The sequence below is a fragment of the Anaerolinea thermophila genome (genome assembly GCF_020723905.1).
Lineage (GTDB): Bacteria > Chloroflexota > Anaerolineae > Anaerolineales > Anaerolineaceae > Anaerolinea > Anaerolinea thermophila_A.
The window spans coordinates 72930-99077 of the sequence record NZ_DYHZ01000002.1; the positions used below are offsets into that span (position 1 = coordinate 72930).

At 57.5% G+C, this 26148-nt stretch carries 24 protein-coding genes and 1 tRNA gene; 17 read left to right on the plus strand and 8 right to left on the minus strand.

Features of this window, described 5'->3' with window-relative positions; translation table 11 throughout:
* Positions 1–11 precede the first annotated feature (11 nt).
* Both LHF31_RS03010 and LHF31_RS03015 read right to left on the minus strand, forming a co-directional pair.
* Entirely contained in the window at positions 12–1100 is a 1089-nt protein-coding gene (locus LHF31_RS03010) for a DUF362 domain-containing protein (RefSeq protein ID WP_298003380.1), read from the minus strand.
* A 90-nt stretch (positions 1101–1190) separates the two neighbouring features.
* Positions 1191–1263 (minus strand) — tRNA-Phe (locus tag LHF31_RS03015).
* Between the two features lie 254 nt (positions 1264–1517).
* Between LHF31_RS03015 and LHF31_RS03020 the strand changes: the two genes are divergently transcribed.
* The 15 genes from LHF31_RS03020 (at position 1518) to LHF31_RS03090 (ending at position 17736) form a co-directional block, all read left to right on the plus strand.
* Complete coding sequence (locus tag LHF31_RS03020) at positions 1518–1997, plus strand: Lrp/AsnC family transcriptional regulator (RefSeq protein ID WP_298003383.1); 480 nt, start codon at positions 1518–1520, stop codon at positions 1995–1997.
* Between the two features lie 476 nt (positions 1998–2473).
* Entirely contained in the window at positions 2474–3493 is a 1020-nt protein-coding gene (gene ptcA, locus LHF31_RS03025) for a putrescine carbamoyltransferase (RefSeq protein WP_298003386.1), read from the plus strand.
* Positions 3494–3544: 51 nt separating this feature from the next.
* A complete protein-coding gene (locus LHF31_RS03030) occupies positions 3545–4966 on the plus strand; it encodes an APC family permease (RefSeq protein WP_298003388.1) in 1422 nt (473 codons plus the stop codon).
* Between the two features lie 26 nt (positions 4967–4992).
* Positions 4993–6090, plus strand: a complete 1098-nt coding sequence (gene aguA / locus LHF31_RS03035; protein WP_298003391.1) for an agmatine deiminase — start codon at positions 4993–4995, stop codon at positions 6088–6090.
* A gap of 404 nt (positions 6091–6494) precedes the next feature.
* Positions 6495–7532, plus strand: coding sequence for an ATP-binding cassette domain-containing protein (locus LHF31_RS03040; RefSeq protein WP_298003393.1), 1038 nt, complete (start codon positions 6495–6497; stop codon positions 7530–7532).
* A gap of 12 nt (positions 7533–7544) precedes the next feature.
* Entirely contained in the window at positions 7545–8426 is an 882-nt protein-coding gene (locus LHF31_RS03045; RefSeq protein WP_298003396.1) for an ABC transporter permease, read from the plus strand.
* A gap of 15 nt (positions 8427–8441) precedes the next feature.
* A complete protein-coding gene (locus tag LHF31_RS03050; protein WP_298003398.1) occupies positions 8442–9296 on the plus strand; it encodes an ABC transporter permease in 855 nt (284 codons plus the stop codon).
* A 137-nt stretch (positions 9297–9433) separates the two neighbouring features.
* Positions 9434–10357, plus strand: coding sequence for a GTPase Era (gene era / locus LHF31_RS03055; RefSeq protein ID WP_298004448.1), 924 nt, complete (start codon positions 9434–9436; stop codon positions 10355–10357).
* Positions 10358–10361: 4 nt separating this feature from the next.
* On the plus strand, positions 10362–11024 hold the full coding sequence (locus LHF31_RS03060) for a lysoplasmalogenase (protein ID WP_298004445.1): 663 nt from the start codon (positions 10362–10364) through the stop codon (positions 11022–11024).
* 160 nt (positions 11025–11184) lie between these two features.
* Positions 11185–11631 carry a MarR family winged helix-turn-helix transcriptional regulator gene (locus LHF31_RS03065; RefSeq protein WP_298004442.1) on the plus strand — a complete coding sequence of 149 codons (447 nt, stop codon included), beginning with the start codon at positions 11185–11187 and terminating at the stop codon, positions 11629–11631.
* Positions 11632–11737: 106 nt separating this feature from the next.
* The gene (locus tag LHF31_RS03070; protein WP_298004440.1) at positions 11738–13486 is read left to right on the plus strand and encodes an ABC transporter ATP-binding protein; all 1749 of its coding nucleotides are present in this window, start codon (positions 11738–11740) and stop codon (positions 13484–13486) included.
* The gene (locus LHF31_RS03075; RefSeq protein WP_298004437.1) at positions 13479–15341 is read left to right on the plus strand and encodes an ABC transporter ATP-binding protein; all 1863 of its coding nucleotides are present in this window, start codon (positions 13479–13481) and stop codon (positions 15339–15341) included. Before LHF31_RS03070 ends, LHF31_RS03075 begins: the two co-directional genes overlap by 8 nt.
* 160 nt (positions 15342–15501) lie before the next feature.
* Complete coding sequence (recA, locus tag LHF31_RS03080; RefSeq protein WP_298004434.1) at positions 15502–16590, plus strand: recombinase RecA; 1089 nt, start codon at positions 15502–15504, stop codon at positions 16588–16590.
* A complete protein-coding gene (locus LHF31_RS03085) occupies positions 16574–17107 on the plus strand; it encodes an NBR1-Ig-like domain-containing protein (RefSeq protein WP_298004432.1) in 534 nt (177 codons plus the stop codon). Before recA ends, LHF31_RS03085 begins: the two co-directional genes overlap by 17 nt.
* A gap of 74 nt (positions 17108–17181) precedes the next feature.
* A complete protein-coding gene (locus LHF31_RS03090; RefSeq protein ID WP_303773514.1) occupies positions 17182–17736 on the plus strand; it encodes a hypothetical protein in 555 nt (184 codons plus the stop codon).
* Positions 17737–17768: 32 nt separating this feature from the next.
* On the opposite strand, the gene LHF31_RS03095 is transcribed toward LHF31_RS03090, so the two are convergent.
* The 3 genes from LHF31_RS03095 to LHF31_RS03105 form a co-directional block, all read right to left on the minus strand.
* Positions 17769–18008: a hypothetical protein gene (locus tag LHF31_RS03095; protein ID WP_298005431.1), complete on the minus strand. Its 240-nt coding sequence runs from the start codon at positions 18006–18008 to the stop codon at positions 17769–17771.
* Positions 18009–18011: 3 nt separating this feature from the next.
* Complete coding sequence (locus tag LHF31_RS03100) at positions 18012–18869, minus strand: hypothetical protein (protein ID WP_298005434.1); 858 nt, start codon at positions 18867–18869, stop codon at positions 18012–18014.
* Between the two features lie 200 nt (positions 18870–19069).
* Positions 19070–20245 carry a M28 family metallopeptidase gene (locus LHF31_RS03105; protein ID WP_298005437.1) on the minus strand — a complete coding sequence of 392 codons (1176 nt, stop codon included), beginning with the start codon at positions 20243–20245 and terminating at the stop codon, positions 19070–19072.
* Positions 20246–20353: 108 nt separating this feature from the next.
* On the opposite strand from LHF31_RS03105, the gene LHF31_RS03110 reads away from it, so the two are divergent.
* Positions 20354–21178 carry a VIT1/CCC1 transporter family protein gene (locus tag LHF31_RS03110; protein WP_298005440.1) on the plus strand — a complete coding sequence of 275 codons (825 nt, stop codon included), beginning with the start codon at positions 20354–20356 and terminating at the stop codon, positions 21176–21178.
* A gap of 38 nt (positions 21179–21216) precedes the next feature.
* Positions 21217–22125, plus strand: a complete 909-nt coding sequence (locus tag LHF31_RS03115) for an esterase family protein (RefSeq protein WP_303773517.1) — start codon at positions 21217–21219, stop codon at positions 22123–22125.
* Between the two features lie 126 nt (positions 22126–22251).
* Here LHF31_RS03115 and LHF31_RS03120 read toward each other — a convergent pair whose 3' ends face one another.
* From LHF31_RS03120 to LHF31_RS03130, 3 genes are all read right to left on the minus strand, one after another.
* Positions 22252–23877, minus strand: a complete 1626-nt coding sequence (locus tag LHF31_RS03120) for an alpha-amylase family glycosyl hydrolase (RefSeq protein ID WP_303773519.1) — start codon at positions 23875–23877, stop codon at positions 22252–22254.
* Between the two features lie 91 nt (positions 23878–23968).
* Positions 23969–24772 (minus strand): hypothetical protein, encoded by an 804-nt coding sequence (locus LHF31_RS03125; RefSeq protein ID WP_303773520.1) that lies wholly within the window; start codon positions 24770–24772, stop codon positions 23969–23971.
* Complete coding sequence (locus LHF31_RS03130; protein WP_303773522.1) at positions 24769–26058, minus strand: adenylosuccinate synthase; 1290 nt, start codon at positions 26056–26058, stop codon at positions 24769–24771. Before LHF31_RS03130 ends, LHF31_RS03125 begins: the two co-directional genes overlap by 4 nt.
* Positions 26059–26148: the final 90 nt, after the last annotated feature.

Below are 26148 nucleotides of genomic sequence, written 5' to 3' on the forward strand. Positions count from 1 at the left end.
GGGTTAACAGGTTATCCCGGATACTGCTCGAACAACTGCCCCCAGGGACTTTCGCGCTTCCAGCGTTCTACCACCGGTTTGCCGTAGAGGGGATACCAGAAGTGGTCGTGGTAATACTCGCTGGCAAAGATGAAGATGTTCACCAGCGGGGTATGGAAGAACAGTTTCTGGAACACCTTCAGCGGCGAGTGCCACAGTAACCGTCCCGTGCCGGTGCCGAGATTGACGCCAACCTTGAAGTTCCAGCGCTCTTCTGCCACTTCGGGCATACCCACAATTTCAATGTCGCGCGGGTTGCCCTGGCCCAGACCGCGTTCGGTGGCGTGGGCAATGTAATCAATTTTCATCGGGTCAAAGCCCATCATCTGCGCGGCAACGGCGTCAATGGCAACCTGATCCGCCGAGGCGAGGATGACATCTTTCTGATGGGGAATGAGCGTGCGCGGACCGGGTCCACTGCCGGCGGTGGTGCCATCCATGGTGGCGAAGATGCCGGTGTGAATCTCTCGCTGGATTGCCAGCAAATCCACCAGCGTGTCATGAATCCAGGTGTGGGTGTAGTGGCGATTGACGTTGAGCAGTCCGCCGAAGGCGTTCTTCATTGCGCCGGTGGTCACCGTGTAACTGTGTGTCTTCACCGTGGGCAGGTGGACAATGTTCTTGCCGATGAAGAAATCGGGGATGTAAATGCCGTGGGGAAAAATTTTATCCAGCACCGCCATGCGGGCTTTGGGCTTGATCTCCACCCAGCGCATGTCCTCATCGCGGAAGTTGTATTTTTTGGGAATGCCGTACTTTTCCAGCACCGGGCCAAACTTATTGTAGCGGTCACCCAGGTCAGCAATGGTGACCACGGTTTTGTTGTGCACGTCTACCAGGTCGTGAAAACCGGCATCGTGGAGGGCGAGGATGGTGCCTTCCAGTTGCCACGGCGTGGTGTTGGAACCGGGGTACATCAGGTGCCAGGAGATGTTGTCTTTCAGAATTGTGGTTGCCCCCGGGTCGAGGGCTTCGCGCAACCCCGCCAGCGCGCACAACCGGCGGTAATCGTCCAGCACGGTCTCCGGACGGGTGCGTAAAACGGCAACTTTTGATTTCATGCCATACCACTCCTTTTGCTTTCCACCGCTTATTACGCTTATTATAAAAGAAAACAGCCCGCGGAATGGGGCTGTCAGGATTCTGCAAGGTGCCGAGGGACAGGATCGAACTGTCGACACCGCAATTTTCAGTCGCGTGCTCTACCAACTGAGCTACCTCGGCTTGCCAACCGGCGAGGTTGATTTTAACCGCATGGCGGGCGCATGTCAAGCCTTGAAGTGAAGTTCCAACCCGGGTGAGGACATCGGTGGGAAAGAACCTCGTCCTCCAAATGCTGTTTTCCCAAACTTGAATTCCTTTTCCGCCTGTGCCCCCAGCCCATCCCTGAATTTCAGAAGTTCCCTCTTGCATTTCCGAAACGGTAATGCTATAGTTACCGCTATATTCAGATCTCCGGTAGAGGTGAGATCAATTCCATGCAACGCTATTCTTTTGATACGGTTGACTATCAAATCCTGCAAGAATTGAAAGCAGATGCCCGTAAATCAGCCGCTGAAATTGCGCGTAAACTGGGCTTGAACGAACGCACGGTGCGGAATCGGATTGACCGTATAGTCGAGGCGGGAGCGGCTCGATTGACCTGCATCGTTGATCCGGCGTATTTTGGGTATGTCATCACCGCAGATATTTTTCTGGAAGTTGATTATGAGCAAGAACAGGCGGTGATTAATGCCCTGCTGGCGATACCCGCGGTCTCTTATCTGGCATTTGGCCAGGGGACACAGGATCTTTCCATTGAGGTGCGCTTTAAGAATAACGAACAACTGCGCGAGTTCTTGCGCAGTGTGCTGCCCGCTATCCCCGGTGTGCATGTAAAGGGCTACGCCCTGGTGCCGCGTATTCTGCGCAACATTGACGAATGGATGCCTCCTGCCGAAGAGTTTATCGAAGAATGATTGCCTCAGGAAATGCGCCCTGAAGGGGGACTTAAGGGTTAGGCGGAGCGTCGTTCAGATCGAGCCGGACGTGTCGTTGTTCCATCCTGCGTGATTTCACCACCGTATAAAAATAAGAGAGAGACTTAAGCCTCTTCCCGTCCATGAACCACTGCTCAAAAAAGCGTGGGAAAAGGATGGGGTCGGGTTGATGTTGTTGCCCATATTCCATTTGCCAGGGTCTGGCGGATCCCATCCCGGTTTCCAGTTTCGATCATTGACCTTTGCGCACAGCCTTTTTATTCAGGCAGGGTTATTGCCGGTGCGCAATGAACCGGATTTTCCCCGTACCGATAATGCTATTTGTCATCTTGGAGCCGGAAATTGATCATATTTATTCCGATACCGGTTGAATTTAATGGTTAATTGGAATATATTAATATCGTAATCGGAATTTTTAAATTCCGAAACGGAAAAAATATATAGGAGAGGATCATATGACCGTACGACACTTCATTGACACGCAAGACTTTACCAAAGAGGAATTGCTCGATTTAATTGCGCTGACTCGTTTGATTAAAGAGGCTGACAAACAGGGATGCACTCCGGAATTGCTCAAAGGCGCCAGTCTGGGGATGATTTTTGAAGAGCCCTCCACCCGCACCCGGGTATCATTCGAGGTGGCAATGACAGAACTGGGTGGACATGCTCTTTACCTCAAGCCGGGCGAAATCCATCTGGGGGTGCGTGAGTCGCTCAAAGATACAGCCCAGGTGCTTTCGCGCATGGTGGACGTCATTATGGCGCGCACGCTGAAACATGAGACCATCACAGGGCTGGCTGCGGGAGCAACCGTGCCGGTCATCAATGGCTTGACCGACTATAACCATCCCACGCAGGTGGTGTGCGATGTATTGACGATGATGGAGCACATGCCGGAGGGAAAGCGCCTGGAAGATCTGCGGGTGACCTTTATTGGCGATTCTACCAATGTGCTTTCCTCCCTGATGCTGATCTGCACACGGTTAGGGATGCATTTCACCCACGCGGCTCCCAAGCGTTATCAACCCCCCGAGGCATGGGTTAAGATGGCGTTAGAAAATTGCCGGGTGTCGGGCGGTACGTTGCATATTACCGAAGATCCCATCGAAGCGGTTAAGGAGGCTGATTTTATTTATACTGACCTGTGGTGGTGGGTTGGTCAGGAAGCCGAGATTCCCGAACGAAGCAAGGCGTTCATGCCGCGCTATCAGGTCAATATGGAATTGCTCAAATATGCCCCGGCGCACTGCAAATTCATGCACTGCCTGCCTGCCTCGCGCGGAGTAGAGGTCACGGATGAGGTGATGGACTCAGATCGCTCGATTATTTATGATCAGGCGGAGAACCGATTGCACACCGAAAAGGGAATTCTGGTCTGGCTGGTGTATCCCCGGTTAAAGCGTCCTGGTGCGGAACTGCAGGCTTATCATGCCGGTCGGATTCAGGCGTTTCTGGCGGAGCGGATGGGTTTTTAATACCCATCCCTCCTTTTCTTTTTGGGGAATCGATTTTGGGAGAGGTATGCCATGACAAGAGAGGATGAGATCAAAAAGTCTGGGGGTTTTAAGAAGACTTTACGTCGTTTTGATATGATTTTGTTTACGGTTGCAGCGATTCTGGTGGTGGATACTCTTGCCCCCGCTGCTGCCATTGGACCTTCAGCGGTGTCGTGGTGGATCATCACGCTGATTTTCTTCTTCATTCCTTACGGGCTCATCACGGCAGAATTGGGTTCCACTTACCCTGAACAGGGGGGGATTTTTGCCTGGGTTCGTCGTGCTTTTGGCGAGACCTGGGCGGCGCGAGTCACCTGGCTTTACTGGGTGAATGTGGCTTTATGGATGCCCTCTGTCTATATTCTGTTTGCCGGGATGTTCTCGCAACTGTTTTTCCCGGATATGGCCCTGTGGGGGCAGATTGGCATCGGGATCCTGATGACCTGGATTACCGTGTGGATTGGGATCATTGCTCTGGATGTGGGTAAATGGGTGCCCAACATTGGGGCAATCCTCAAAATCACCATCATCCTGGTCATTGGACTTGGCGCATTTCACTATGCCTCGAAGCATGGAGTTGCCAACGACCTTTCGCTCCGCGCCTTGCTGCCCACCTGGGATGCAGGTCTGGCTTTTTTGCCCGTGATTGTCTTCAATTTCATGGGCTTTGAGTTGATGTCTGGAGCAGGTGAGGAGATGGAAAACCCGCAGCAGGATGTGCCCGTAGCAATCATTACTGCGGGGATGCTCATTGCGGTTTTCTACCTGCTGGGTACCCTCGGCATGTTAATGGCGTTACCACTGGATCAGTTGGGTCTGATCTCCGGCATCATTGACACGCTGCGGATCTTGCTGGGTGAGAGCGCCATTGGGAACGGGCTGGTTACGTTGCTGGGAATTGGCGCGCTGTACACCTTCCTGACCAATATGGTGGTGTGGACTATGGGAGCGAATCGCAGTGCGGCTGAGGCGGCAAATGAAGGCGTGCTCCCTGCTGTGTTTGGACGCCTTCACCCGGTCAATAAGACCCCGCTCGGGGCTTACCTGATTACCGGCGTGATCTCGACCGCGGTGATCATTCTCTACGGTTTCTTTGCCGCCACGGCTGAGGATCTCTTCTGGAGCCTGTTTGCTTTCAGTTCCATCGTTTTCCTGCTCCCTTATCTCATCATGTTCCCATCCTTCTTAAAACTGCGGCTGACGGATACCACCAGCCCGCGTCCTTATCAGGTGCCTGGTGGAATATCAGTTGCATGGATTCTTACGGCACTGTGTGAGGTGTTCATTGCCCAGGCCATTCTTTTCTTCGTGTGGGTGCCGGGGCAACCCATTGACTGGCAATTTGCCATCCCCGTCGTTGCAGGGGTGATTGTAACCCTGATTGTGGGTGAGGTACTGGTTGCACGACGGCGTCGGAGTCTACAGGCTGAGCGGGCAAGCGAGACAATCTGAATCATTTTTTGATGGGAGGATTTGTTATGTCACGGCGGTTAGATTCGACACCCCGACAGGACGGTTTTCGGATGCCGGGAGAGTTTGAACCCCATGCGGGTTGCTGGATGTTGTGGCCAGAACGACCTGACAACTGGCGGTTAGGGGCAAAGCCGGCACAGCGCGCCTTTGCAGAGGTTGCCAGTGCCATTGCTCAGTTTGAGCCGGTCACCATGGGGGTTTCGGCGGCACAGTTTCTCAATGCGCGCTCATTGCTGCCCCCGCACGTGCGGGTGGTTGAGATGTCTTATAACGACTCATGGATGCGCGACTGTGGCCCGACCTTTGTGACCAGCGGGCGCGAGATTCGCGCTGTGGACTGGGAGTTCAATGCCTGGGGAGGTTTAAAAGGAGGCCTGTACTTCCCCTGGGATCAGGATGACCTGGTAGCCAGCAAGGTTGCTGAGATTGAGCGGGTGGATGTTTACAGAGCCCCACTGGTGTTAGAGGGCGGCTCAATCCATGTGGATGGTGAAGGGACGCTGATCACCACAGAGGAATGTCTCCTTAACCCCAATCGCAATCCTGAGTTAACCCGTGAAGAGATTGAGGGTTATCTGAAAGAATATCTCAACATTGAGACGATTATCTGGTTGCCCCGGGGCGTTTACAACGATGAAACCAGCGGGCATGTAGATAACCTGTGCTGTTTCATTCGCCCCGGTGTCGTAGCCTTAACCTGGACGGACGATAAAAGGGATCCCCAGTATGAAATTTCAGCAGAGGCTTTTGAAGTCCTCTCTCAGGCGAAGGACGCGCGGGGACGACGCCTGCAGGTGTACAAGATTCATCAACCCAATCCTGTTACCATCACCAGGGAAGAGAGCGAATGGGTAGATGCTATTGAGGGAACCCTGCCCCGGCGCGAGGGTGACCGGCTTGCGGCATCCTACATCAACTTCTATATGGCGAATGGGGGAGCCGTGGTACCTGTATTCAACGATCCCCATGACAGAGAGGCTCTGGCTGCGCTTCAGGAATTGATGCCGGAACGGAAAGTCGTTGGCGTTTATGCGCGTGAGATTTTGCTGGGCGGAGGAAACATCCACTGCATAACCCAGCAGCAACCCCGCCCGCTGAGTTAGTCTGTATTTTGACCGTCAAACCCCGGGATACACCCTCATGTGTCCCGGGGATTTTTTTTGACAGGGGGAATAAGGGTTGAAGGGTATGTTGAGAGTTAATCTGAGAGGTGGAGGGGCAGACCAAGATATGGCTCTGGCATTTTATGACCAGAACGTTTTGGCTTTATCTACCAGCGTTTTAAGGCGCATCTCGCCAGTATCTTGAGTGCAGGACGTTCCATAGCCCGGGCAGACGATTTACAGCGTCAGTTTTTATTATATGACGCCTCTGTTAAGAAAAATATCAAAAATTCACTTATTGTTTTAATAATTTTAAATACATATTGACAAAATTTAAATATTCCTTATAATAAGTTTTGTATTTCAAAAGAATGACTGTGATTTTTAAAACCGGAGATGAATCCATGTCCGACTATGCCATTGAAGCCCTTGATCTGGTAAAGAAATTCCCCCGGCGGGCGCCCGCGGAACAGACACCCGCGCCGAAGAATCCCCTTGCCCGCCTGTTTCACCGCCCGCCCCCGGGTGAGTTTACCGCCGTGGATCATGTCAGTTTTCAAATCCATCGCGGCGAGATTTTCGGTTTGCTGGGACCGAACGGCGCAGGCAAGTCCACCACCATCCGCATGTTGTGCACTCTGCTGGAACCGACCAGCGGCACGGCGCGCATCAACGGGTACGATGTGGTGCGCGAAGCCAACCGCGTGCGTCAGAGTTTGGGCATTGTTCTGGCAGGCGAGCGCAGCATTTACTGGAAACTGACCGGACGCGAGAATCTGGAGTATTTTGCCGCCCTCTACCACATCCCGCCGGAGGTTGCCCGCAGGCGCATTGACGAATTGCTGGACTACATGGAACTGACCAGCCGCGCCAATGAACTGGTAGAGAAGTACTCCACAGGCATGCGTCAGCGCATTGTCCTCAGCCGGGCTCTGCTGGCGCGCCCACCCATTATTCTGCTGGACGAGCCTACCCTGGGGCTGGACCCGCAGGCGGCGCGGCGCATCCGCGAGATGGTGCTGGACCTCAAACGGCAGGGGCATACCATTCTGCTGACCACCCATTACATGGAGGAAGCCGATCAACTCTCCGACCGCATCGGGATTATTGATCAGGGGAAAATCATTGCTCTGGATACGCCCTCGGCGTTGAAACAGCGCATCCGCCAGCAGGACGTGATCAAGATGGAAGTGGCGGGCTGGAAGCCTGAAATGGCAGAGGCGATTCAATCCCTTTCAGGGGTGAGCCAGATGGTCTCTCGCTATCTGGAACAGGACGGCATCTGGGAGATTCACCTGCAAACCGGCAACAGCCGCGCCATCCTGCCCCGCCTGATCGAACACGTTAACACCAATGGCACCCATCTGGTCAACCTGAACATTGTCGTTCCCACGCTGGAAGACGTGTTCATCCATTTGACCGGCAAAGCCCTGCGCGATTGAGGGAGGCGCATCATGGAAACCACCCTTTCCTCTGGCACCCACCTGACTTCGCTCAGCCGCACCACCGGGCTGGCGCAACTGCGCGCCTTTGGCGCGATCATCTGGCGGGAGTACCTGCACTTCGTGCGGTATCCTACCTGGGTCATTGCCTTCATCATCTGGCCCATCCTCTTCCCCGCCACCTACATCTTCAGTTCCTTTGCGCTGGCGGGACCCAGCGGGGTAGGGGTAACACGCTTCCTGGAAGTGGCTGGCACCGATAACTTCCTGGGTTATATCGTCGTGGGGACTTCGGTGTGGATGTGGGCGAACACCCTGTTGTGGAATGTGGGCTTTGCCCTGCGCGGCGAGCAGATGCGCGGCACGCTGGAGTCCAACTGGATGACCCCTACCAGCCGTTTCCTCTTTTTGCTGGGTTCGGGTCCGGTGCATGCTGTCAGCATGCTGATGTTCTTCCTGTTTACTGTGGTGGAATTTCGCATCTTCTTTCACCTGACCTTCAACGCCAACCTGTTCAGTCTGCTGGCGGTGTTTCTGGCGGCTCTCCCAGCGCTGTACGGACTGGGGTTCACTTTTGCCAGTCTGGTCATCACCGCCCGCGAAGCCAATGCCTTTGTCTTCCTGGTGCGCGGCATTGTGATGATTTTCTGCGGTATCACCTACCCCCTCGCGGTCATGCCGCCGTGGATGCAGGCGGTGGCGGAGTGGCTGCCGCCCACGTTGATTATCCGCGCCGCGCGCCTTGCCGCCCTCAACCATGCCTCGCTGGAGGTCATTGCTCCCGATCTGGTGCGTTTGCTGGCTTACGGCGCCTTCTGGCTGGCACTGGGTTATCTGACCTTTTCCCAAATTGAACGGCGGGCGCGTCTCAAAGGGGCGCTCAACCAGTACTAGAAAGGACATTCTGCCATGCAACCTCAATCTGCACTGTCTCAACCTTCCTGGCGATCTCATCTGCGCGCACTGTGGATGATTGCAGTGAATAACTGGAAGCATCACTGGCGCTACCCGCTCAACGCTGTTTCAGATATGCTTCAACCGCTGGTGTGGCTGGCGCCGGTGTACTTCATGGGGCAAGCCTTCAGCGTCAATGGTAAAGCGGAGGGTTTTGCCGGGTTTGCCGGCACGGATGATTACATGTCCTATATCCTTCTCGGAACGGCACTGACCAACTTCATCATGGCAGTGTTCTGGGGTATGGGCTTTTCGCTCAAATGGGATATGGATGGCGGTGTGCTGGAAGCCAACTGGACGGCGCCGCTCCCCCGCCCGTTGATTCTGGTGGGGCGCACCCTGAGCAGTCTGGCAACCACCACGCTCACCTCGCTGGGGATGATTCTCATCGGTGCGCTGGTATGGGGGTTCCACCCTACCGGCAATGTCCTCTCAGCAGTGCTGGTCACCATCCCCCTGCTCATCGGGCTGTATGGCTTTGGGTTCGCCTTTGCTGCGCTGGTGATGATCCTGCGCGAAGCCAACACACTGGTGGATTCGGGTAGTTTCATCGTCATGCTGCTCTCGGGCGCCAACTTCCCCGTCACCGTCCTGCCCCGATGGCTTCTGCCGCTTTCGCTGGCGCTCCCGCTCACCTACGGCTTTGACGCGGTGCGCGGCTACCTGCTGAAAACGCGCACGCTTCTACCGCTTAACGTGGAAATCGCCATTCTGCTGGTCTCGATGGTGTTGATGATCGTCATCGGTTTGCGGGCGTTCTACGCGCTGGAGCGGCGCGTGCGTCAACTGGGCACGGTGGGGCAGTACTGAGCCGGTGAGAAGGGCGATTCGATCGGGAAAAATAGAAGAACATCATCTTTGAGCGGGCAAATCGGGAAGCATTTGCCCGCTTTTTTTTTGGAAACACGGGGAGAAGGGCTTTCTCAACCCGTGCTAAAATCGATTCTATGAGCGAACAACCTGCTGAATTTAAGTCTGGTTTTGTTGCGGTGGTAGGACGCCCCAACGTGGGCAAATCCACCCTGATGAACCGTTATCTGGGGCAAAAGATTGCCGCCGTTTCGCCGCGTCCGCAGACCACCCGCCGCCGGCAACTGGGCATCCTCACCCTGCCGCAGGCGCAGATCATTTTTGTAGACACGCCCGGCATTCACAAACCGGTGCACAAACTGGGTGAGTACATGAATCAGGTGGCGCTGGATGCCCTGCGGGATGCCGATCTCATCCTCTGGCTGGTGGATGCCAGCGTCAAGCCCACCGATGAGGACCGCCTGTGTGCCCAGCGCATCACCGAGGCGCTGGGGGAGACTCCCGAAAACGTCCTCCTGGCGCTCAACAAGGTAGATCAGGTGCCTGAAGATCAACGTCCGGCGCGCCTGAAGAGTTATCAGGACCTGCTCCCCGCGGCATGGGTGGTGTGGATTTCTGCGACCAGCGGCACCGGCACACAGGACCTGCTGGATGAAATCCTGCGTCGTTTGCCCGCTGGTCCGCCGTACTACGAAGAGGAACAGATCACGGACCTCTACGAGCGCGAGATTGCCGCCGATTTAATTCGTGAAGCCGCGCTGATCCATCTCAAGGATGAAGTGCCGCACGCCATTGCCGTGCGCATGGACGAGTACAAAGAGCGCAGTGAAGACACCGCCTACATTGCCGCCACGCTTTTACTGGAGCGCGAAGCCCACAAGCCCATTGTCATCGGGAAAGGGGGCGAGATGCTCAAGCGCATTGGCACCACCGCGCGCCAGGAAATTGAAGCCATGAGCGGGCGCAAGGTGTACCTCGATCTGCGCGTCAAGGTGATGGAGAACTGGCGCGACAACCCCGCGTTGCTGCGCTCTCTGGGATATGTGGTGCGAAAGGAATGAGATCATGAATCTGCCACTGCTGGGTTTGACCTTTGTTGCCTGTGTGCTGGAATGGGTGGTCGTTCTGCGCAAGAGCCGCTGGCATGATCTGACCAAACCCCTGCCGATGATCCTGCTCATCCTGTGGTACAGCCTGAGCGGGGGCTGGAGCGGGCAGGGATTGTGGTTCGGGCTGGGACTGAGCGCGTCTCTGCTGGGAGACATCCTCCTCTTGAGAGAGCGCACTTTCCTGCCCGGCATGGGTGCATTTTTCCTGGCGCATGTCTTTTATATTGTCGGGCTGTGGCACGGATTACCACCCCAGACAGGGCTGGCGGTTCTTTTCTTTGTGCTGGTGGCTTCTGCTTTTGGCTGGCTGGCGTGGCAGGCGCGCGGAGAGGCATGGCACAGGCTCACCCGCTCGGGCATGGCGGTGCCGGTGACCGCTTATGCGCTCATCCTCTCGGCAATGACCTTCTCCGCCCTGCTCACCCTGGCGCGCCCGGACTGGAATCGTCAGGGGGCGCTTCTGCTGGCGCTGGGGGCGGTGATGTTTTTCCTTTCCGATGCCATTCTGGCGTGGGATCGCTTCCTGCGTCCCCTGCGTGCGCCCGGAACGTTGATGATTCCCTATCTGCTGGGGCAGGTGGGCATTGCCGTGGGCGCCTGGCTTGCCTTTGTGGGATAACCCCAGCTTGAGATCATCCTGTTTGCGATCTGGCTTTTTTCGACTTTCAGGAAGCCCTGAAGGATGGGAAAACTCCTCTTGACGCTCTGGAAAAAGCCCGGTATTATTTAGCCGGCTAATCATTAGTCGGCTAAATAATTTTGAAACAGGAAGAATTTCCATGCATTTCCCCGATACACTGGATTTTTTACTGCATCAGGTATGCCACCTGCATCATCACCGCGTGAGGCAGGTATTTGAAAGTCTGGGATTGTACCGTGGACAGCCACCCATCCTGCGCATTCTGTGGGATGAGGAAGGCTTGACCCACAACGAACTGGCTTTGCGCCTCCATGTTACCCCCGCTACCATGTCCAGAACGCTTCAGCGTATGGAAAAAGCCGGTTTTCTGATGCGCAAGCCCGACCCCGCCGACCAGCGCGTTTCGCGGGTGTACCTTACCGGGCATGGGCGTGCCGTCCAGGAACAGGTTCAGCAGGCTCTTCAGCGCATTGAAGCCGATACCTTTGCCGGCTTTACCGCAGAGGAGTTGACCATCCTGCGTGGATATCTGGAGCGCATTCGCGGGAATCTGTGGCGGGCGACAGAGGAGAAAGATCCCTGTTAAGGGAGTGCCTCCATGCGGGGGGAAGGTTGCCGCAAAGACGGCAGAAGAAGTTTCCCCTCATGACCCCATTGTCCGCTTTGAACTTTTGTACACACGGAAACACACCATGAAATCTTCTGGCTGGAAGATATTTACATTTCTAAAACCATATCTCTTGTGGATCATTCTCGCTCCCCTGTTGATGCTGTTGGAAGTCATCATGGACTTGATGCAGCCGCGCATGGTCGAGCGCATTGTGGATCAGGGCATCGCTCGCCTGGATTTGACCTTTGTTTTGCATACCGGTTTGCTGATGTTCGGGCTGGCGGTGATCGGTGCCATGGGCGGGATGAGCAACGGCATCTTTGCCGAGATGACCGTGCAGGGCTTTGGCGCCGACTTGCGTGAAGCCCTTTTCCGTAAGGTGCAGTCTTTCTCGTTCCGCAATCTGGACGCCTTTGAAACCGGTCAACTCATCACCCGTCTGACCAGTGACGTGGCTCAGTTGCAGGAAGGGGTACTCATCACCCTGCGCATGCTGGTACGTGCGCCGCTTTTGCTCATCGGCAGTTTGATCATGGCAATTGTCACCAGTCCACAGTTAGCCTTCCTGCCGCTGGTGCTGATGCCCATCGAACTGCTTGCGGTCGTATGGATTGTGCGCAAAGCCACCCCGCTGTTCACTCTGGTGCAGGAAAAACTGGATGCCCTCAACGGGGTAATGGAAGAAAACCTCTCCGGGATGCGCGTGGTCAAAGCCTTTGCCCGCTCTGCGCATGAGAAACAACGCTTTTCCCGCGCCAACAAAAACCTGACCGATCAGGCGGTGCGCGCCGGGCGTACTGTGGCGGTGATGCCCTCATTCATGATGCTGACCATGAATCTGGGCGTTGTAGGGGTGCTGTGGTTCGGCGGGGTGCAGGTCGTGCGCGGCAGTATGCAGGTAGGGCAGATTATCGCCTTCGTCAATTACCTGATGACCACACTCTTTTCGCTGATGATGGTCAGTCAGATGGTCATCCAGTTCTCCCGTGCGGAAGCCTCGGCGCGGCGTATTGAGGAAGTTCTGTCTGCCGAACCGGATATTCAAGACCTGCCCGGCGCTCTCTGCGATGTGCGCCTGAAAGGGCACGTGGTCTTCGATCGCGTTACCTTTGGCTATGACGGAGAAAACAGTGAACCGGTGCTCAAAGAGGTCAGTTTCAGCGCCCAACCCGGGGAGACCGTTGCAATTCTGGGGATGACCGGCGCGGGCAAAAGCACACTGGTTCACCTCATCCCGCGCTTCTATGACGTGCTGGATGGACGCATCCTCATTGACGGGATGGATGTGCGTCAACTGGACCAGAAGACCCTGCGCCGCAATATCGGCATGGTGTTGCAGGAAACCGTGCTCTTCAGCGGCACGATTCGCGACAACATCCGCTATGGCAAGCCTGACGCCAGCGAGGATGAGGTGATTGCCGCGGCAAAGGCGGCGCAAGCCCACGAATTTATCCTCAACCTGCCCAATGGCCACGACACGGTCATCGGGCAACGCGGGGTCAACCTCTCGGGAGGACAAAAGCAACGCATTGCCATTGCCCGCGCCCTGCTGATTCAACCGGCGATTCTCATTCTGGATGACAGCACCAGCGCCGTGGACGTGGAAACCGAGACCAGAATTCAACAGGCGCTGGATGACCTGATGCGCAACCGTACCTGTCTGGTAATTGCTCAGCGCATCAGTACAGTGCTGAAAGCCGACAAAATCCTCGTGCTGGATGACGGGCGGATTGTCGCGCAGGGTACACATGCCGAACTGCTGGCGAGCAGTCCCATCTATCAGGACATCTTTGAATCACAACTGGGCAACGGAGTGAAATTCTATGGCTGAAATTCGACGCACATCTGCACAACAACCCGCCACCCCACCACCGATAATGGGCTTTCGCCCCGGGGGTGGTCCGCCGTTTGCCTTTCTACAGGGTGGCGAAAAATCGCGTGATGCCCGTGCTACCCTCTTGCGCCTTGCCCGTTATCTGCGTCGGCAGCGCTGGGTGCTTCTGGGCACGGCTGTGCTGGTCCTTTTCGTCACTGCGGTGGATTTGCTGGGTCCCTACCTGATGAGCCTTGCCATTGACCGCTTCATCAAGGGCGGCGACCTGCCCGGTCTGGCACGGCTTATTGGCTGGATGATTCTGGCTTATCTGGTGGCGGCAGGCGGCACCTGGCTGCAAACCTACCTGATGGTTGGGGTGGCACAGCAATCGGTGCGCGATCTGCGGGATGACCTCTTTGGGCGCATGCAATCTCTGCCTCTGCGTTTTTTCGACCAGCACGCTCACGGCGATTTGATGAGCCGCCTGACCAACGACATGGAGAACATCAGCAATGTGCTGGCGACCAGTTTCAGCCAGTTGATCTCCAGCATTGTCGGTCTGATCGGCGTGCTGATTCTCATCTTCATGCTCAACGTGCCGCTTGCTGTCGTCAGCCTGATCGTCATGCCGCTGACTTACGTGCTGACCCGCGCCATTGCCCGGCGCACCCGCCGCGGCTTTCGCGAGGTGCAGCAGGCGCTGGGTGAACTCAACGGCATCATTGAAGAAACCATCACCGGCGAGCGCACGGTAAAAGCCTTTGTGCGCGAGGAGATGGTGGTGGGGCAGTTCTCGGAAACCAATCAACGGTTACGCCGCGTGGCTTTGCGAGCCCGCATCCTCACCAGTTTCATGGGACCGCTGATGAACATGGTCAATAATCTGGGGCTGGCAATTGTTGCCTGCACCGGCGGGGTGCTGGCAGTCCAGGGCATGGCAACTGTCGGCGAGATTGCCGCGTTCATTAACTATGCCGGCAGGCTGGGACGCCCGCTGAATCAGATTGCGCAGTTGTTCAGCACCATTCAATCGGCGCTGGCAGGAGCAGAGCGCGTCTTCGAGTTGATGGATCAACCCCCTGAGCAGGACGCGCCCGATGCCCGACCGCTGAGGCATGTGCGTGGAGAGGTGGAGTTCGATCACGTTTCTTTTTCCTATGAGCCCGGCGTGCCGGTGCTGAAAGATATCTGCCTGCACGCCCAACCCGGCGAGATGATTGCGCTGGTCGGACCGACCGGCGCGGGGAAAACCACTATTGCCAATCTGCTCACCCGCTTTTACGATGTGGACGAAGGTGCCATCCGCATTGATGGGCAGGACATCCGCACACTCCGCATGGACGACCTGCGCGAAAAACTGGGGCTGGTGCTTCAGGACACCTTCCTCTTCAGCGGCACCGTGATGGACAACATCCGCTACGGACGGCTGGATGCCAGCGATGAGGAAGTCATCGCCGCGGCACAACTCGCCAACGCCGATCCGTTCATCCGCCGTTTGCCACACGGCTACCAGACTGTTCTGTCGGAGCGGGGCAGCAACCTGAGTCAGGGGCAGCGTCAATTGCTGGCGATTGCCCGCGCCGTGCTGGCAGACCCCGAGATTTTGATTCTGGACGAAGCCACCAGCAATGTGGACACACGCACCGAAAAGCACCTTCAGGAAGCCCTGATGCGCCTGATGAAGGGACGCACCTCGTTTGTCATTGCGCATCGTCTCAGCACCATCCGCGATGCCAGTCAGGTTCTGGTGATTCACGAAGGGCGCATCATCGAGCGGGGCACGCATGCCAGTCTGCTGGCGCAACGGGGCTTTTACTACCGCCTGTATCAGAGCCAGTTCAAGGGCTTGCCGGTGTCGGTGGGCGTTTGAGGGCAGGGTCTTCCCGCCTGGCTTTGAAAAAGCCCCCAAAAATTTTATAGATATTTGAACAAATGTGCTATAATGTGATTATTCTTTGCAGGTGTCTTTTTCTACAGAACGCATTGAATGTATAATCAGAAAAAGAGTTCGTTCACAGGAGTACACCTATATGGCACGTAAATCGCAACCCCCGGTCCCGATCCCCTCGCGTCCAGACCCGCTGGATGAAGCCCGCCGTGCGGTGCTGGATAAAGCCCTGGGGGATATCACCAAACGCTATGGCGAGGGCGCCATCATGCGCATGGGCGAAGCCCAGCACATGGCGGTGGAAGCCATTCCTACCGGTTCCCTCTCGCTGGATATTGCCCTTGGGGTTGGCGGCGTTCCGCGCGGTCGCATTACCGAAATTTACGGTCCCGAATCGTCCGGAAAGACCACCATCTGTCAGCACATTGTTGCCGAGGCTCAACGCATGGGTGGAGTTGCCGCTTACATTGACATGGAGCATGCCCTGGACCCGGCTTACGCCGCCCGCTGTGGGGTAGATGTCGAAAATCTGCTCATCTCCCAGCCCGATACCGGCGAGCAGGCGCTGGAAATTGCCGAGACGCTGGTGCGCTCCGGCGCGGTGGACGTGGTGGTGATTGACTCGGTGGCGGCGCTGGTGCCGCGCGCGGAAATCGAAGGCGATATGGGCGACGCCAGCATGGGCATGCAGGCGCGTTTGATGTCGCAAGCCCTGCGCAAACTCTCGGGCGCCATCAACCAGACCAAGACCACGGTGATCTTTACCAACCAGTTGCGCCAGAAAATCGGGGTGATGTTCGGTAATCCCGAAACCACCACCGGCGGCATGGCACTTAAATTCTACGCCTCGGTGCGTCTGGACATTCGCCGCATTCAGTCCATCAAACTGGGCGCGGAGATTATCGGCAACCGTGTGCGCGTGCGCGTGGTCAAGAACAAGGTGGCACCGCCCTTCCGCACAGCCGAGTTTGACATCATGTACAACGAGGGCATTTCCAAAGTGGGTGATGTGCTCGATCTGGCGACCAGCCTGGAAATTGTCACCAAGCGTGGGGCGTTCTTCTCCTACGGCGATGTTCGCCTTGGACAGGGACGCGAAAACGCCAAAGAGTTCCTGCGCCAGAATCCTGACCTGCTTCAGGAAATTGAACTGGCAGTGCGTCAGCGTGCCATGAGCGGCGAACTGCCTCTGCCGCTTGCCGGTGGGGATGAGGATGCCGAAGAACTCTAGACCGTGGGCAATCAGGATGAGCCTTGCGCTCATCCTGTTGATTCTGTCGGGGTGTGGAGGACTGCCTGCACGGGGGACTCCCACACCAACGCTGGCGCCATTTCGTCCTGCGCCGCCTCTGCCTGCCTCGCCCACGCCACCCGCCAACCCGGAAGAACTGGTTCTGCCGCTTTCCACCCCGGTCTGTCTGGATAATCTGACCTTCCTCTCGGATGTGACCATCCCTGACGGCACAGAAGTGGAACCTAACTCCACGCTGGATAAGCGCTGGGAGGTACAGAACAGCGGCAACTGCAACTGGGACGAGCGCTACCGCCTGCGTTTGATTGCCGGTCCCGCCATGCAGGCATCTGAAGAGCAAGCCCTCTTCCCGGCACGGAGCGGCACCAGAGCCATCATTCAGGTGGTGTTTCAGGCGCCTTCCGAGGCCGGTACATACCGCTCTGCGTGGCAAGCCTATAACCCCGACGGACAGCCCTTTGGCGATGTCATTTTCATTGATATTGTGGTGAAGTGAGCCGAATCCCATCTATGAGATGGGTTCAGGGCGGTGGGGAATTCCCGCCCTGAACGGTTCAATGAGGAAAGAAGATGCGTAAAATCACCCTGTTGTTCCTTGTTCTCCTCGTGGCGCTCAGCGCCTGTACCTCTACCGCAGAACCCCCGTCCCCTGCCGTTCCCACGCTGGGAGAGACGCGGGAGGTCACCGCAGGGGGCTTTTCCTTCCAGGTGCCGCCGGATTATGCCGCGCGGGTGGTGGAGGGAAAAGTGGACCTCTCCGATTCGCAGGGATCGTTAATCCTGCATCTCTATGGAGAACCTGCTGATGTAGGGGATCAGCCTTTTGAACAAATTGTGGATTCCATCGTCAGCGAAGCCATGCTGCGCGGTAACGGGGTGTATGAGAAAAGCGCCGTGTACGCGGTCACTGTTGGTGGAATTAAAGGAGATGGCTACAATCTGAGCGGTACGTATTTTGGCGCGCCTTTTGAGGGTCAAGCCGTCATTGTGCCGCGCAAGGGTGGCGGTTTCTTCTTTGGTATGGGTCTGGCGTTAGGACAGGGAGAACAGGGACGCTGGCAGAAAGAGGGGAAGGCAGTTTTTCAATCCATTCTGCAAACGGTTCAGTTCACCGACAAGCCGTGAAACAAACCGACTGCCGGTGATCGCTGGAAGGGTTAACTGGAACTGCCCTCTGCCACGCCCAGCCAGAGATGATTGGGCAGGACCTGTTTGCTGGTGCGCAGTTCAATCGTACCGGCTTTGGGGTGTTCTTCCGCTACCATGGAAGGGTGCACAAAGCACAGGGTGGGCATGATGCCGTATTTCTTCTGGTAATACGCCGCTGCGCGCTGTACTTTGGTCTGTAAATCGGCGTGGGTATCGCCATCATACCAGAGCATACCGGTTCGCATCATCTTTCATTCCTCCATTTTTTCCACATCAGGCAGGGGTTTGCCTGCCAGTTCAAATTTCAGCCAGCCTTCCGGCAGGCGCACGCAGAACTGCTCACGGTGATCAAGAACAGGAAGGTTTTCCTCCACCAGCGGCAGGGCGGAATAGGTGTTTCCCTCGCTGGACCAGCCCAGAATGCGCGTCTTGAACAGACGCACCCACCGGGCAAGGTTGGGAATACGAGCGGCGGGGGCAGTTGCCACTACCCAGACGCCTGCTTCTGCACCCTGTTTGATGAGCCAGTCCAGTTGCACGAGACCATCGTATCCCAGCGCCATCACCGATTCGAGATCGTCAATCAGGATGAGCACAGCAGGACCACCGCGAACCCCCATGCGGCGCTGTTCCACCAGTTCTGACATGGATTTCAGCCAGCGGGTGCAGGGTTCGCTCTCCAGGGGTTCAATGGCAAGGCAGTGGCGATCAGCGTTTTGATCACTGCGCCAGGACCACCAGCGTTCGGGTTGTGAAGACAGAATCAGGTATTGCAGGCGGTGAGGTGGATTGCAGGCAATGCCGCTCTCCAGAATACTGCGCAGAATGTCTCGCCGGGAGGCGCGGTGATCGCTGAGAATCAATACTGCACCGGGAGTAGGATCGTTCAGGTCTAACAGCACGGGTAAGCCGTCCTCGCCCACTCCCAAAAGGGTGGTGTTGGGTGGAAGTCGTCTCGGTGTGGCGGGACGCTGCCGGGTTCCGGAAGCAGTTTGGGCGCGTGATTGCAGGGAATCTCCCACACGCTGAGCAACACGCTGTCCGGTTTCCCTCAAACTGGGAAATGGACGCAGAGGTTGAAGCGGGGGCATGGGACGCATGGAGTTCATGAGTGTTTCTTTCTTTATATTTACTGATTTAGAACATTAGTTCTATTACAGTATACAGTGAATCTCGCGCTTGTCAAGTGGTTGTTAACAAAAAGGCTCAGTATTTTCTGTACCCGGATGGATTCCACCCGGAGCCTTTAAACACACAGGGGAGAGGTGCATTCCTCTCCCCTGTTCTGGTTTCCGTTTCTTGAAGGGGTTTATTCCGGGCGGTCCAGTTCCTGAAGAATTGCCCAGGTAAAGGTTTCAGCGTCGCTGAGCGCTTGCGGTTCAAGCGCTTCAGGCACATCACTCATCTGATGCCAGCGCGCCGAAGTAGTCTCCCCTGATGGTGGGATGGCGCAAACTGTCAGAGCAATACGTCCCTGCAGGGTGGCGGGCAGGGCATCGGTATACGCCGTCCCGACTATCTCCTGACATGCCAGTGGTTGAGCGCGGAGCGCTTTCCGCGCCCATTTCAGCGCCTCCGGATGGGTGGGGTGTTTGAAGATCAGCCCATCGCGGGTAAGGATGCGCAGTTCGCCCGCGCCTACCTGATCGAGGATGACGTACAGGGCATTTTTGTCTACCTCTTCCGCATGCCGGTTGAGAAATGCCCGCATTCCCCAGGCGCCGGTTTCCTCGCAGTCGGTCAACAGCACCCACACGCAGGTTTGACGGAGAGGCTGGTTCATCAGCCGTTCTGCCATGCTCAGAATTACCCCGATGCCCGAAGCGTTGTCGTTAGCGCCGGGCGTATGCGGGGTACGCAGGGCGTGCACCATCATCCCCGCGGCAAAGGACTGTACCAGGAAAAGGGGCAAAGCCAGTCCGCGCATCCATTCCCAGCCGGCGAAAGCCGCCAGCCCCAGCGCCAGTGTCCCCAGCGCCATGCTGAGGAAGCATCCTGTGACCAGCGCGCCGAATGCCTTCAACCACGCGCCGGTGGAATAGAACACCGGCGTACGATGAGTATCCAGATGGGCGCACAATACCACCGACCGGCGGGGTCTTTCCAGCGGATCGAAGCGGGCAATCAGGTTAACCGTTTCCCGCCGCGGCAGCAGCGGTGTTGCCCAGTGAGGACGGAATTCGCTTTCTGCCAGCATTGCCCACACCCCCAGCGCATTGAGAACGGCTCCCACAGCGAAAAATCCCGATGATGCGCCCAGGAGAGCAAGCAGAGACCCCAGCGCGGCGGCTCCAAATGCCCACAGGAAGGGCAGGTACGTTTCCGGCACTCCCCGGAACGATTGCAGGCGTGTTTTGACCGCGCCGCAGGCTTCCAGGAGACGGGCGCACTCCAGCGCCGCATGACGCACCGCCGGAGAGCAACTGGCTCGCGCGCCGACGGTCGAGATCAGGTGACGAATATGGGTGAGACTGCGTGGTTCCATGAGAATCAGTATAGCATGGGCAGAAAAAGAGGAAATACCAAAAAGGTTGATTCTGAGTCACGCCAGTCTTCCCTGTGTTAAAATGGGGCTATCAAGGAGGCTGACACGATGAGTTTTTCCAAACGATTAGAAGACGCCCGCAAGGGTTTTTTGAGCGGCAAACCTGAACTTTCGGCACAGGCACATGACCTGGAAACCATCCGCCGTGCCATGCAGCACCGCGAACGCCATGCTTCGGCGGGGTCGGAGTACCTGGGCAGCATGGTGTACGGCGGGCTGGACGGCATCATCACCACCTTTGCGGTGGTGAGCGGCGTGGCAGGCGCCGGACTCAAACCCGAGATCATCATCATCCTGGGACTGGCAAATGTCTTTGCGGATGGTTTTTCCATGGCAGTTGGCGCTTACCTTTCCGAAAAGAGCGAAATGGAACTGTACGAGCGCGAACGCCAGCGTGAATCGTGGGAGGTGGAGTATTTCCCCGAGGCAGAGAAGGAAGAACTGCGCCAGTTGTATCTGGCGCAGGGATACCCCGAAGAGGACGCCAACCAGATGGTGGAGATCAAGACCCGCGACAAAACCCGCTGGGTGGATGCCATGATGCTTGAGGAACTCAATCTGCTCCCCGCCGATACGAAACCGCTCACCAGCGCGCTGGTCACCTTCGGAGCGTTTGTGATTGCCGGTTTGCTCCCCATGATGGTCTTCCTGCTGGACTGGCTGTTGCCCTTCACCCTGAGCGGACAGAGCGCCTTCTGGATTTCGGTGGGCGTTTCTGCGCTGGCGTTGTTCGGTTTGGGCGCCGCCAAAGTGCTGGTGACCGAACGTCCCCCCCTGCGCAGTGGGCTGGAGATGCTGGTGGTAGGCGGGCTTGCCGCCGCGGTGGCGTATCTGGTAGGCATGTTCCTGCGCAGTCTGGGTTTGAACGGATAAGTTCTCCCCCGGGAAAAGGCTGTGATATACTCTGCCCCATGCGCATTGCCTGCTGGGGTGTGATTCTTGTGTTCCTGCTTGCCGCTTGCGGCGGGAGCGTTCCGCCTGCGGCGAGCCCCGCCGTGGTTTCTCCCGCGCCATCCCTGACCCTTCTGGGGGCGACGGGGATATCCCCGTCACCCTCGCCGACCCTTCAGGCTTCCCCCACATCCATGCCTGTTTCCACCCCCACGCCATGCCCGGAACGGCAGGGGCATTTTGAAGATGGCGAAATGGACTCACGCCTGATGGATCGTCCCCTGTACTACCGCATCTATCTGCCGCCGTGCTTTGATGCCCGTTCCGACACCGCCTACCCGGTGCTGATTCTGCTCCACGGGCAGAGTTACCGCGCCGATCAGTGGGAACGGCTGGGCATGGGCGCCGCCGCCGACGCCCTGATCGCCGCCGGGCAGATGCGCCCCTTCGTCATCCTTCTGCCGGAAGAGTGGAATACCGGCATTGCTCAGCGTGAAAGCCCCTACGGCAGGGCGCTGGTGGAGGAACTGCTTCCTTTCGTTGAATCGCACTACGGACTGTGTCGCGAACGCGCCTGCCGTGCCGTTGGCGGGTTATCCCGCGGGGCGGCATGGGCGCTGGATCTGGCTTTTGAGCATCCCGACCTGTTCTCGGCGGTGGGGGCGCACAGCCTTGCTCCGTATTACGGGCAGGAAACCCATCTCCGTCAGATCATCCTCTCCCATCCGGAAACGGTTTTCCCGCGTGTGTATCTGGATACCGGGCGCGCTGATCGCTACCGCGCGGAAGCCATCTCGGTGGAGGAGATGTTTACCCGCCTGAGCGTGCCGCACGAGTGGTATTTCAACGAGGGCTTGCATGATGAAGCCTACTGGCAGGCGCATGTTCCCGCCTACCTGCGCTGGTATACCCGTGACTGGTTGCCCTGAGGTTGAGCGGGGAGAAGTCGGCGCGCTTCCCCTTGTATGAAGTGAAAGGGCTTCAGGGTGTGCCCAAAATAAAAAATCACCCTCTTCCCATTCAGGAAGAGGGTTTGATTGTTAATCTCTTAAGCCTTACGCGATTTGATAGGCAATGCCGCTGACGGGCGGGAGGTGCAGTATCCAGCCGTCTCCTTCGCGGGTCAGAGCGTTCTTCGCGCCGTACAGTTCTTTCACCACCTGGCTGAAGCGTTTGCCGTCCAGATTCACCTCGACGGAGTACGCCGCCGGGTTGATTGCCACCAGCACGGTCTCATCGCCCTGTTTGCGCTGATAGACAAAGGGCAGTTTGCCCGCTTCGGCATATACCACCTCGAAGGCGCCGCTGGCTTGCAGGGCGGGGTGACTCTGGCGCAGGGCGATCAAGCGGCGCACGCGGTTGAGCAGAGAGTTGGGATCGTTTTCCTGCGCGGCAACGGTGGGACGTCCGGGGCGCTCATCCACCGGCAGGTAGAGATGCTCACGCGGCGCGGTGGAGAAGCCGGCATTGGCTTCGTCGCTCCACTGCATGGGTGTGCGCGATCCGGTGCGCTCGTACCCGCCCTCTTTGGAGGGCAGATTCAGCGTCTGCATGCCGATTTCATCGCCGTAGTAAATGTACGGCGTTCCGGGCATGGTCATCAGGAACAGGTAAATGACTTCCAGATCGTCCCAGTCGCGGTTGATGGCAATGCGCGGGTTGATGTCATGGTTGCCGGTGGGGATGGCAATGTATCCCTTTCCGGCAATTTTGTTGTAGTGGTACAGGTACTCATCCAGAAATTCCATGATGTTGCCATGACCGGACTTATCGAAGAAGGCAAATCCGTAGGGGTCTCCGCCGGGACGGCCTTTGGCGTACTGCTTGCGCATCAGCGAGGTATAGCCGCGCGAGGCAAAGTGCAGAAGGAAGTCCATGTGGTAGCCGCCCAGTCCAATGGCTACTTCGGGGTTGCTCCACTCGGAGACCATGGCGGCTTCGGGGAATTCGGCGCTCAGCCAGTCGTGAATCCAGCGCCAGAAGCGCGCCGTCTCCACCTGACCGGGGTCGTTCTTGACCAGCGAGCCAGCCATATCCACGCGGAAGCCATCGGCGCCCATTTCCAGCCAGAAGCGCATGATATTCTTGACTTCCTGGCGCACTCGCTGAGGTCCGGGGGCGGTCACGGGCTGCTGCCAGGGCTTGCGCGGATCGGGATGGGCAAAGCCGAAGTTGAGCGCGGGCTGGGAGTAGAAGAAGTTGGTCAGCGGGTTACCGTGGCGGTCGGCGTAGCCATGCACCACATGGAAACCCGGCTCATCCCAGCGCCAGGGGTCGTCATTCCAGATGTACCAGTCGGTGTACTCGTTGCGCTCGGCTTTGCAAGATTCCTTGAACCAGGGATGTTCGATGGAAGTGTGTCCAACCACCAGGTCGAGTAAGACGCGCATACCGCGCCTGTGGGCTTCTTCGAACAGACGGCGGGCGTCTTCATTGGTGCCATAGCGCGGGGCGATTTTGTAGTAATCGGCGACATCATACCCGGCGTCGTAAAAGGGCGAGACGAAGCAGGGGTTGAGCCAGATGGCATTACAACCCAGCGATTTGACGTAATCCAGTTTGGCAATGATACCGGGTAAATCGCCAATGCCATCGCCGTTGCTGTCGAAGAAGGACTGGGGGTAAATTTCGTAAAAAACGGCATTTTCGAGCCATGCGGGCTTGGATGTGGATGTGTTCATAGAATACTCCTTTCTCTGGCAGGAATCATACCCTGTTTAAACAACTTTCCATGCTGATGAAACTCTCTGTTTCTTAAGAAGCCTTTCCCTGTTACGGGGTTGGGCTGGGGATTGGCGTGGCGGTGGGGATGCGCGAGGCGTCCAGGGCGCGCACTTCCAGCGCTGTAAACGTTACCGTGAGCGGGGAGGACCCGGCGGCGCGGGCATACACCCCGATGCTCCCTTCCGTCCACACCGGGTCACGCACGCTGAATTGATACACGTCGTTGACGAACAGGCGCAGTTCCTGCCCTGCCATCCACACCCCCAGGCGGGCAGGCAGTAACCCCGAAGGCAGTCCAGCCACCGGCGTCCAGTCCTGCAGAAGGGCAATCTTGCCATCCTTCAGGCGCTCGGCGCGCAGGAAACCGCCGCAGTTGAACAGGAGACGGTAGCCATCCCGGGGAGAGGCGGCGCGTACCAGCACGCCGTACACATCTTCCGGACGGCACAGACTTGCCTGAAGGGTGATCTCCAGATACCCTTCGCCGGGAAGGGTGCCGTTGCGCAGACTGGTTAAAATGCCTCTTTCGGCAGTCACCGCCAGGGTCAGTTTGCCGTGGCTCAGGGTGATGCGTCCGGCTTCACTTTCACCGGTCTTCCAGTTGTTGCCGGTGAAATCATCCCCTGCCACGACTTCGCCAACCCCCGGACGCATATCCAGTGTTGGCACCGGCGTGGCGGTGGGAATGGGGGTGGGGGTTTCGGTGGGGGGAAACCACACCGGCGTGAGGGTGGGGGTCAGCGTTGCCGTTGGGGTGTTAGTGACCCGCGGGGCGCTCTCCACTGGCTGGATGGCACATGCCGCCAGACCGAGCAGAACAATGCCCGTCGCCCACACTTTCCACAGTCTCACAGATCCACCACCTGCTCTCGCTCTGGACCAACGGAAACCTGACATACCGGAACACCGCACAGTTCAGAAATCCGCGAGAGGTAGCGCTGGGCTTCCATGGGCAGGTCGTTCCACGAGCGCGCACTCCGCACATCGCTCGTCCAACCGGGAAGTTCCTCATAGACGGGTTCAAAAGGCGAGAGATCGGCGGGACCCAGCGGCAGGTCGGTGTAAGTGGTCCCGTTGATGCGGTAGCCGGTGCACAGCAAAATGACGGGCAAGCCGGTCAGCACGTCCAGTTTGGTTACCACCAGATCGGTGATGTTGTTGATGCGCACGGCGTAGCGTAACAGTACGCCATCCAGCCAGCCTACCCGGCGCGGACGTCCGGTGGTGGTGCCGTACTCGTCCCAGGGGTTGGCACCGGTGCCGCGCAGGCGGGTTGCCATCTCGCCGCTCACCTCGGTGGGGAAGGGACCCGCACCTACGCGCGTCTGGAAGGCTTTGGTCACACCAATCACGCGGGTGGCAGTGCCAGGACCCAGTCCCAGTCCCACCAGCGCGCCGGCGGCGGTGGGGGTGGAACTGGTCACGAAGGGGTAAGTGCCGTGATCCAGGTCCAGCAGGGTGCCCTGGGCTCCTTCTGCCAGTACGGTTTGACCGTTCTGAAGCGCCTGCCAGAGGAACAGGGAGGTGTCGGTAATGTAGGGGCTCATTTTTTCGGCGTAACCGGCGTATTCGTCGGCAATAGCCTGCGGATCGAGCGGTTCTGCCTGATACACGCCTACCAGCCACTGATTGGTCTCTTCTACGTGCGCCAGGATGCGTTTGTGGAAGGCATTGGGGTTGAGCATTTCTTCCAGGCGGATGCCGCGGCGGGCGGCTTTGTCGGTGTAGGCGGGACCGATGCCGCGCCCGGTGGTGCCAATCTGTCCTGCGCCGCGGGCGGCTTCCTGGGCGTGGTCAAGGGCGCGGTGCGCCGGCGTGATCAGGTGGGCGGCATGCGAAAGGCGCAGGCGTTCGGGCGAGGCGTTCACGCCGTTTTCCTGAAGCATGTTGATTTCGCTGAACAGCGTGGGCGGGTACACCACCACCCCGTTGCCAATCACTCCGATGGTGGTGGGATGGATGATGCCGGAGGGGATGAGATGCAGTTTGAAGACTTTTTCGCCCACCGTGACGGTATGACCGGCGTTGTCGCCGCCGTTGTAACGGGCAACGATGTCGGCGCGGGCGGAGAGCAGGTCCACTACCCGTCCCTTGCCTTCATCTCCCCACTGTGTGCCAATAACGATTTCCAGGGGCATGGGTTTTCCTCCAGAGGATGGTGCTTGCAGGACAGGATGACCGGATCGGTCTGATATGGCTCATCAGGCATACCCTGCATTCGCAGAACG

Bases quoted from the DNA above. Each gene is read 5' to 3' on its own strand.
- LHF31_RS03010 (WP_298003380.1), bottom strand. From the start codon at position 1,100: ATGAAATCAAAAGTTGCCGTTTTACGCACCCGTCCGGAGACCGTGCTG.
- LHF31_RS03020 (WP_298003383.1), top strand. From the start codon at position 1,518: ATGCAACGCTATTCTTTTGATACGGTTGACTATCAAATCCTGCAAGAA.
- ptcA (WP_298003386.1), top strand. From the start codon at position 2,474: ATGACCGTACGACACTTCATTGACACGCAAGACTTTACCAAAGAGGAA.
- LHF31_RS03030 (WP_298003388.1), top strand. From the start codon at position 3,545: ATGACAAGAGAGGATGAGATCAAAAAGTCTGGGGGTTTTAAGAAGACT.
- aguA (WP_298003391.1), top strand. From the start codon at position 4,993: ATGTCACGGCGGTTAGATTCGACACCCCGACAGGACGGTTTTCGGATG.
- LHF31_RS03040 (WP_298003393.1), top strand. From the start codon at position 6,495: ATGTCCGACTATGCCATTGAAGCCCTTGATCTGGTAAAGAAATTCCCC.
- LHF31_RS03045 (WP_298003396.1), top strand. From the start codon at position 7,545: ATGGAAACCACCCTTTCCTCTGGCACCCACCTGACTTCGCTCAGCCGC.
- LHF31_RS03050 (WP_298003398.1), top strand. From the start codon at position 8,442: ATGCAACCTCAATCTGCACTGTCTCAACCTTCCTGGCGATCTCATCTG.
- era (WP_298004448.1), top strand. From the start codon at position 9,434: ATGAGCGAACAACCTGCTGAATTTAAGTCTGGTTTTGTTGCGGTGGTA.
- LHF31_RS03060 (WP_298004445.1), top strand. From the start codon at position 10,362: ATGAATCTGCCACTGCTGGGTTTGACCTTTGTTGCCTGTGTGCTGGAA.
- LHF31_RS03065 (WP_298004442.1), top strand. From the start codon at position 11,185: ATGCATTTCCCCGATACACTGGATTTTTTACTGCATCAGGTATGCCAC.
- LHF31_RS03070 (WP_298004440.1), top strand. From the start codon at position 11,738: ATGAAATCTTCTGGCTGGAAGATATTTACATTTCTAAAACCATATCTC.
- LHF31_RS03075 (WP_298004437.1), top strand. From the start codon at position 13,479: ATGGCTGAAATTCGACGCACATCTGCACAACAACCCGCCACCCCACCA.
- recA (WP_298004434.1), top strand. From the start codon at position 15,502: ATGGCACGTAAATCGCAACCCCCGGTCCCGATCCCCTCGCGTCCAGAC.
- LHF31_RS03085 (WP_298004432.1), top strand. From the start codon at position 16,574: ATGCCGAAGAACTCTAGACCGTGGGCAATCAGGATGAGCCTTGCGCTC.
- LHF31_RS03090 (WP_303773514.1), top strand. From the start codon at position 17,182: ATGCGTAAAATCACCCTGTTGTTCCTTGTTCTCCTCGTGGCGCTCAGC.
- LHF31_RS03095 (WP_298005431.1), bottom strand. From the start codon at position 18,008: ATGATGCGAACCGGTATGCTCTGGTATGATGGCGATACCCACGCCGAT.
- LHF31_RS03100 (WP_298005434.1), bottom strand. From the start codon at position 18,869: ATGAACTCCATGCGTCCCATGCCCCCGCTTCAACCTCTGCGTCCATTT.
- LHF31_RS03105 (WP_298005437.1), bottom strand. From the start codon at position 20,245: ATGGAACCACGCAGTCTCACCCATATTCGTCACCTGATCTCGACCGTC.
- LHF31_RS03110 (WP_298005440.1), top strand. From the start codon at position 20,354: ATGAGTTTTTCCAAACGATTAGAAGACGCCCGCAAGGGTTTTTTGAGC.
- LHF31_RS03115 (WP_303773517.1), top strand. From the start codon at position 21,217: ATGCGCATTGCCTGCTGGGGTGTGATTCTTGTGTTCCTGCTTGCCGCT.
- LHF31_RS03120 (WP_303773519.1), bottom strand. From the start codon at position 23,877: ATGAACACATCCACATCCAAGCCCGCATGGCTCGAAAATGCCGTTTTT.
- LHF31_RS03130 (WP_303773522.1), bottom strand. From the start codon at position 26,058: ATGCCCCTGGAAATCGTTATTGGCACACAGTGGGGAGATGAAGGCAAG.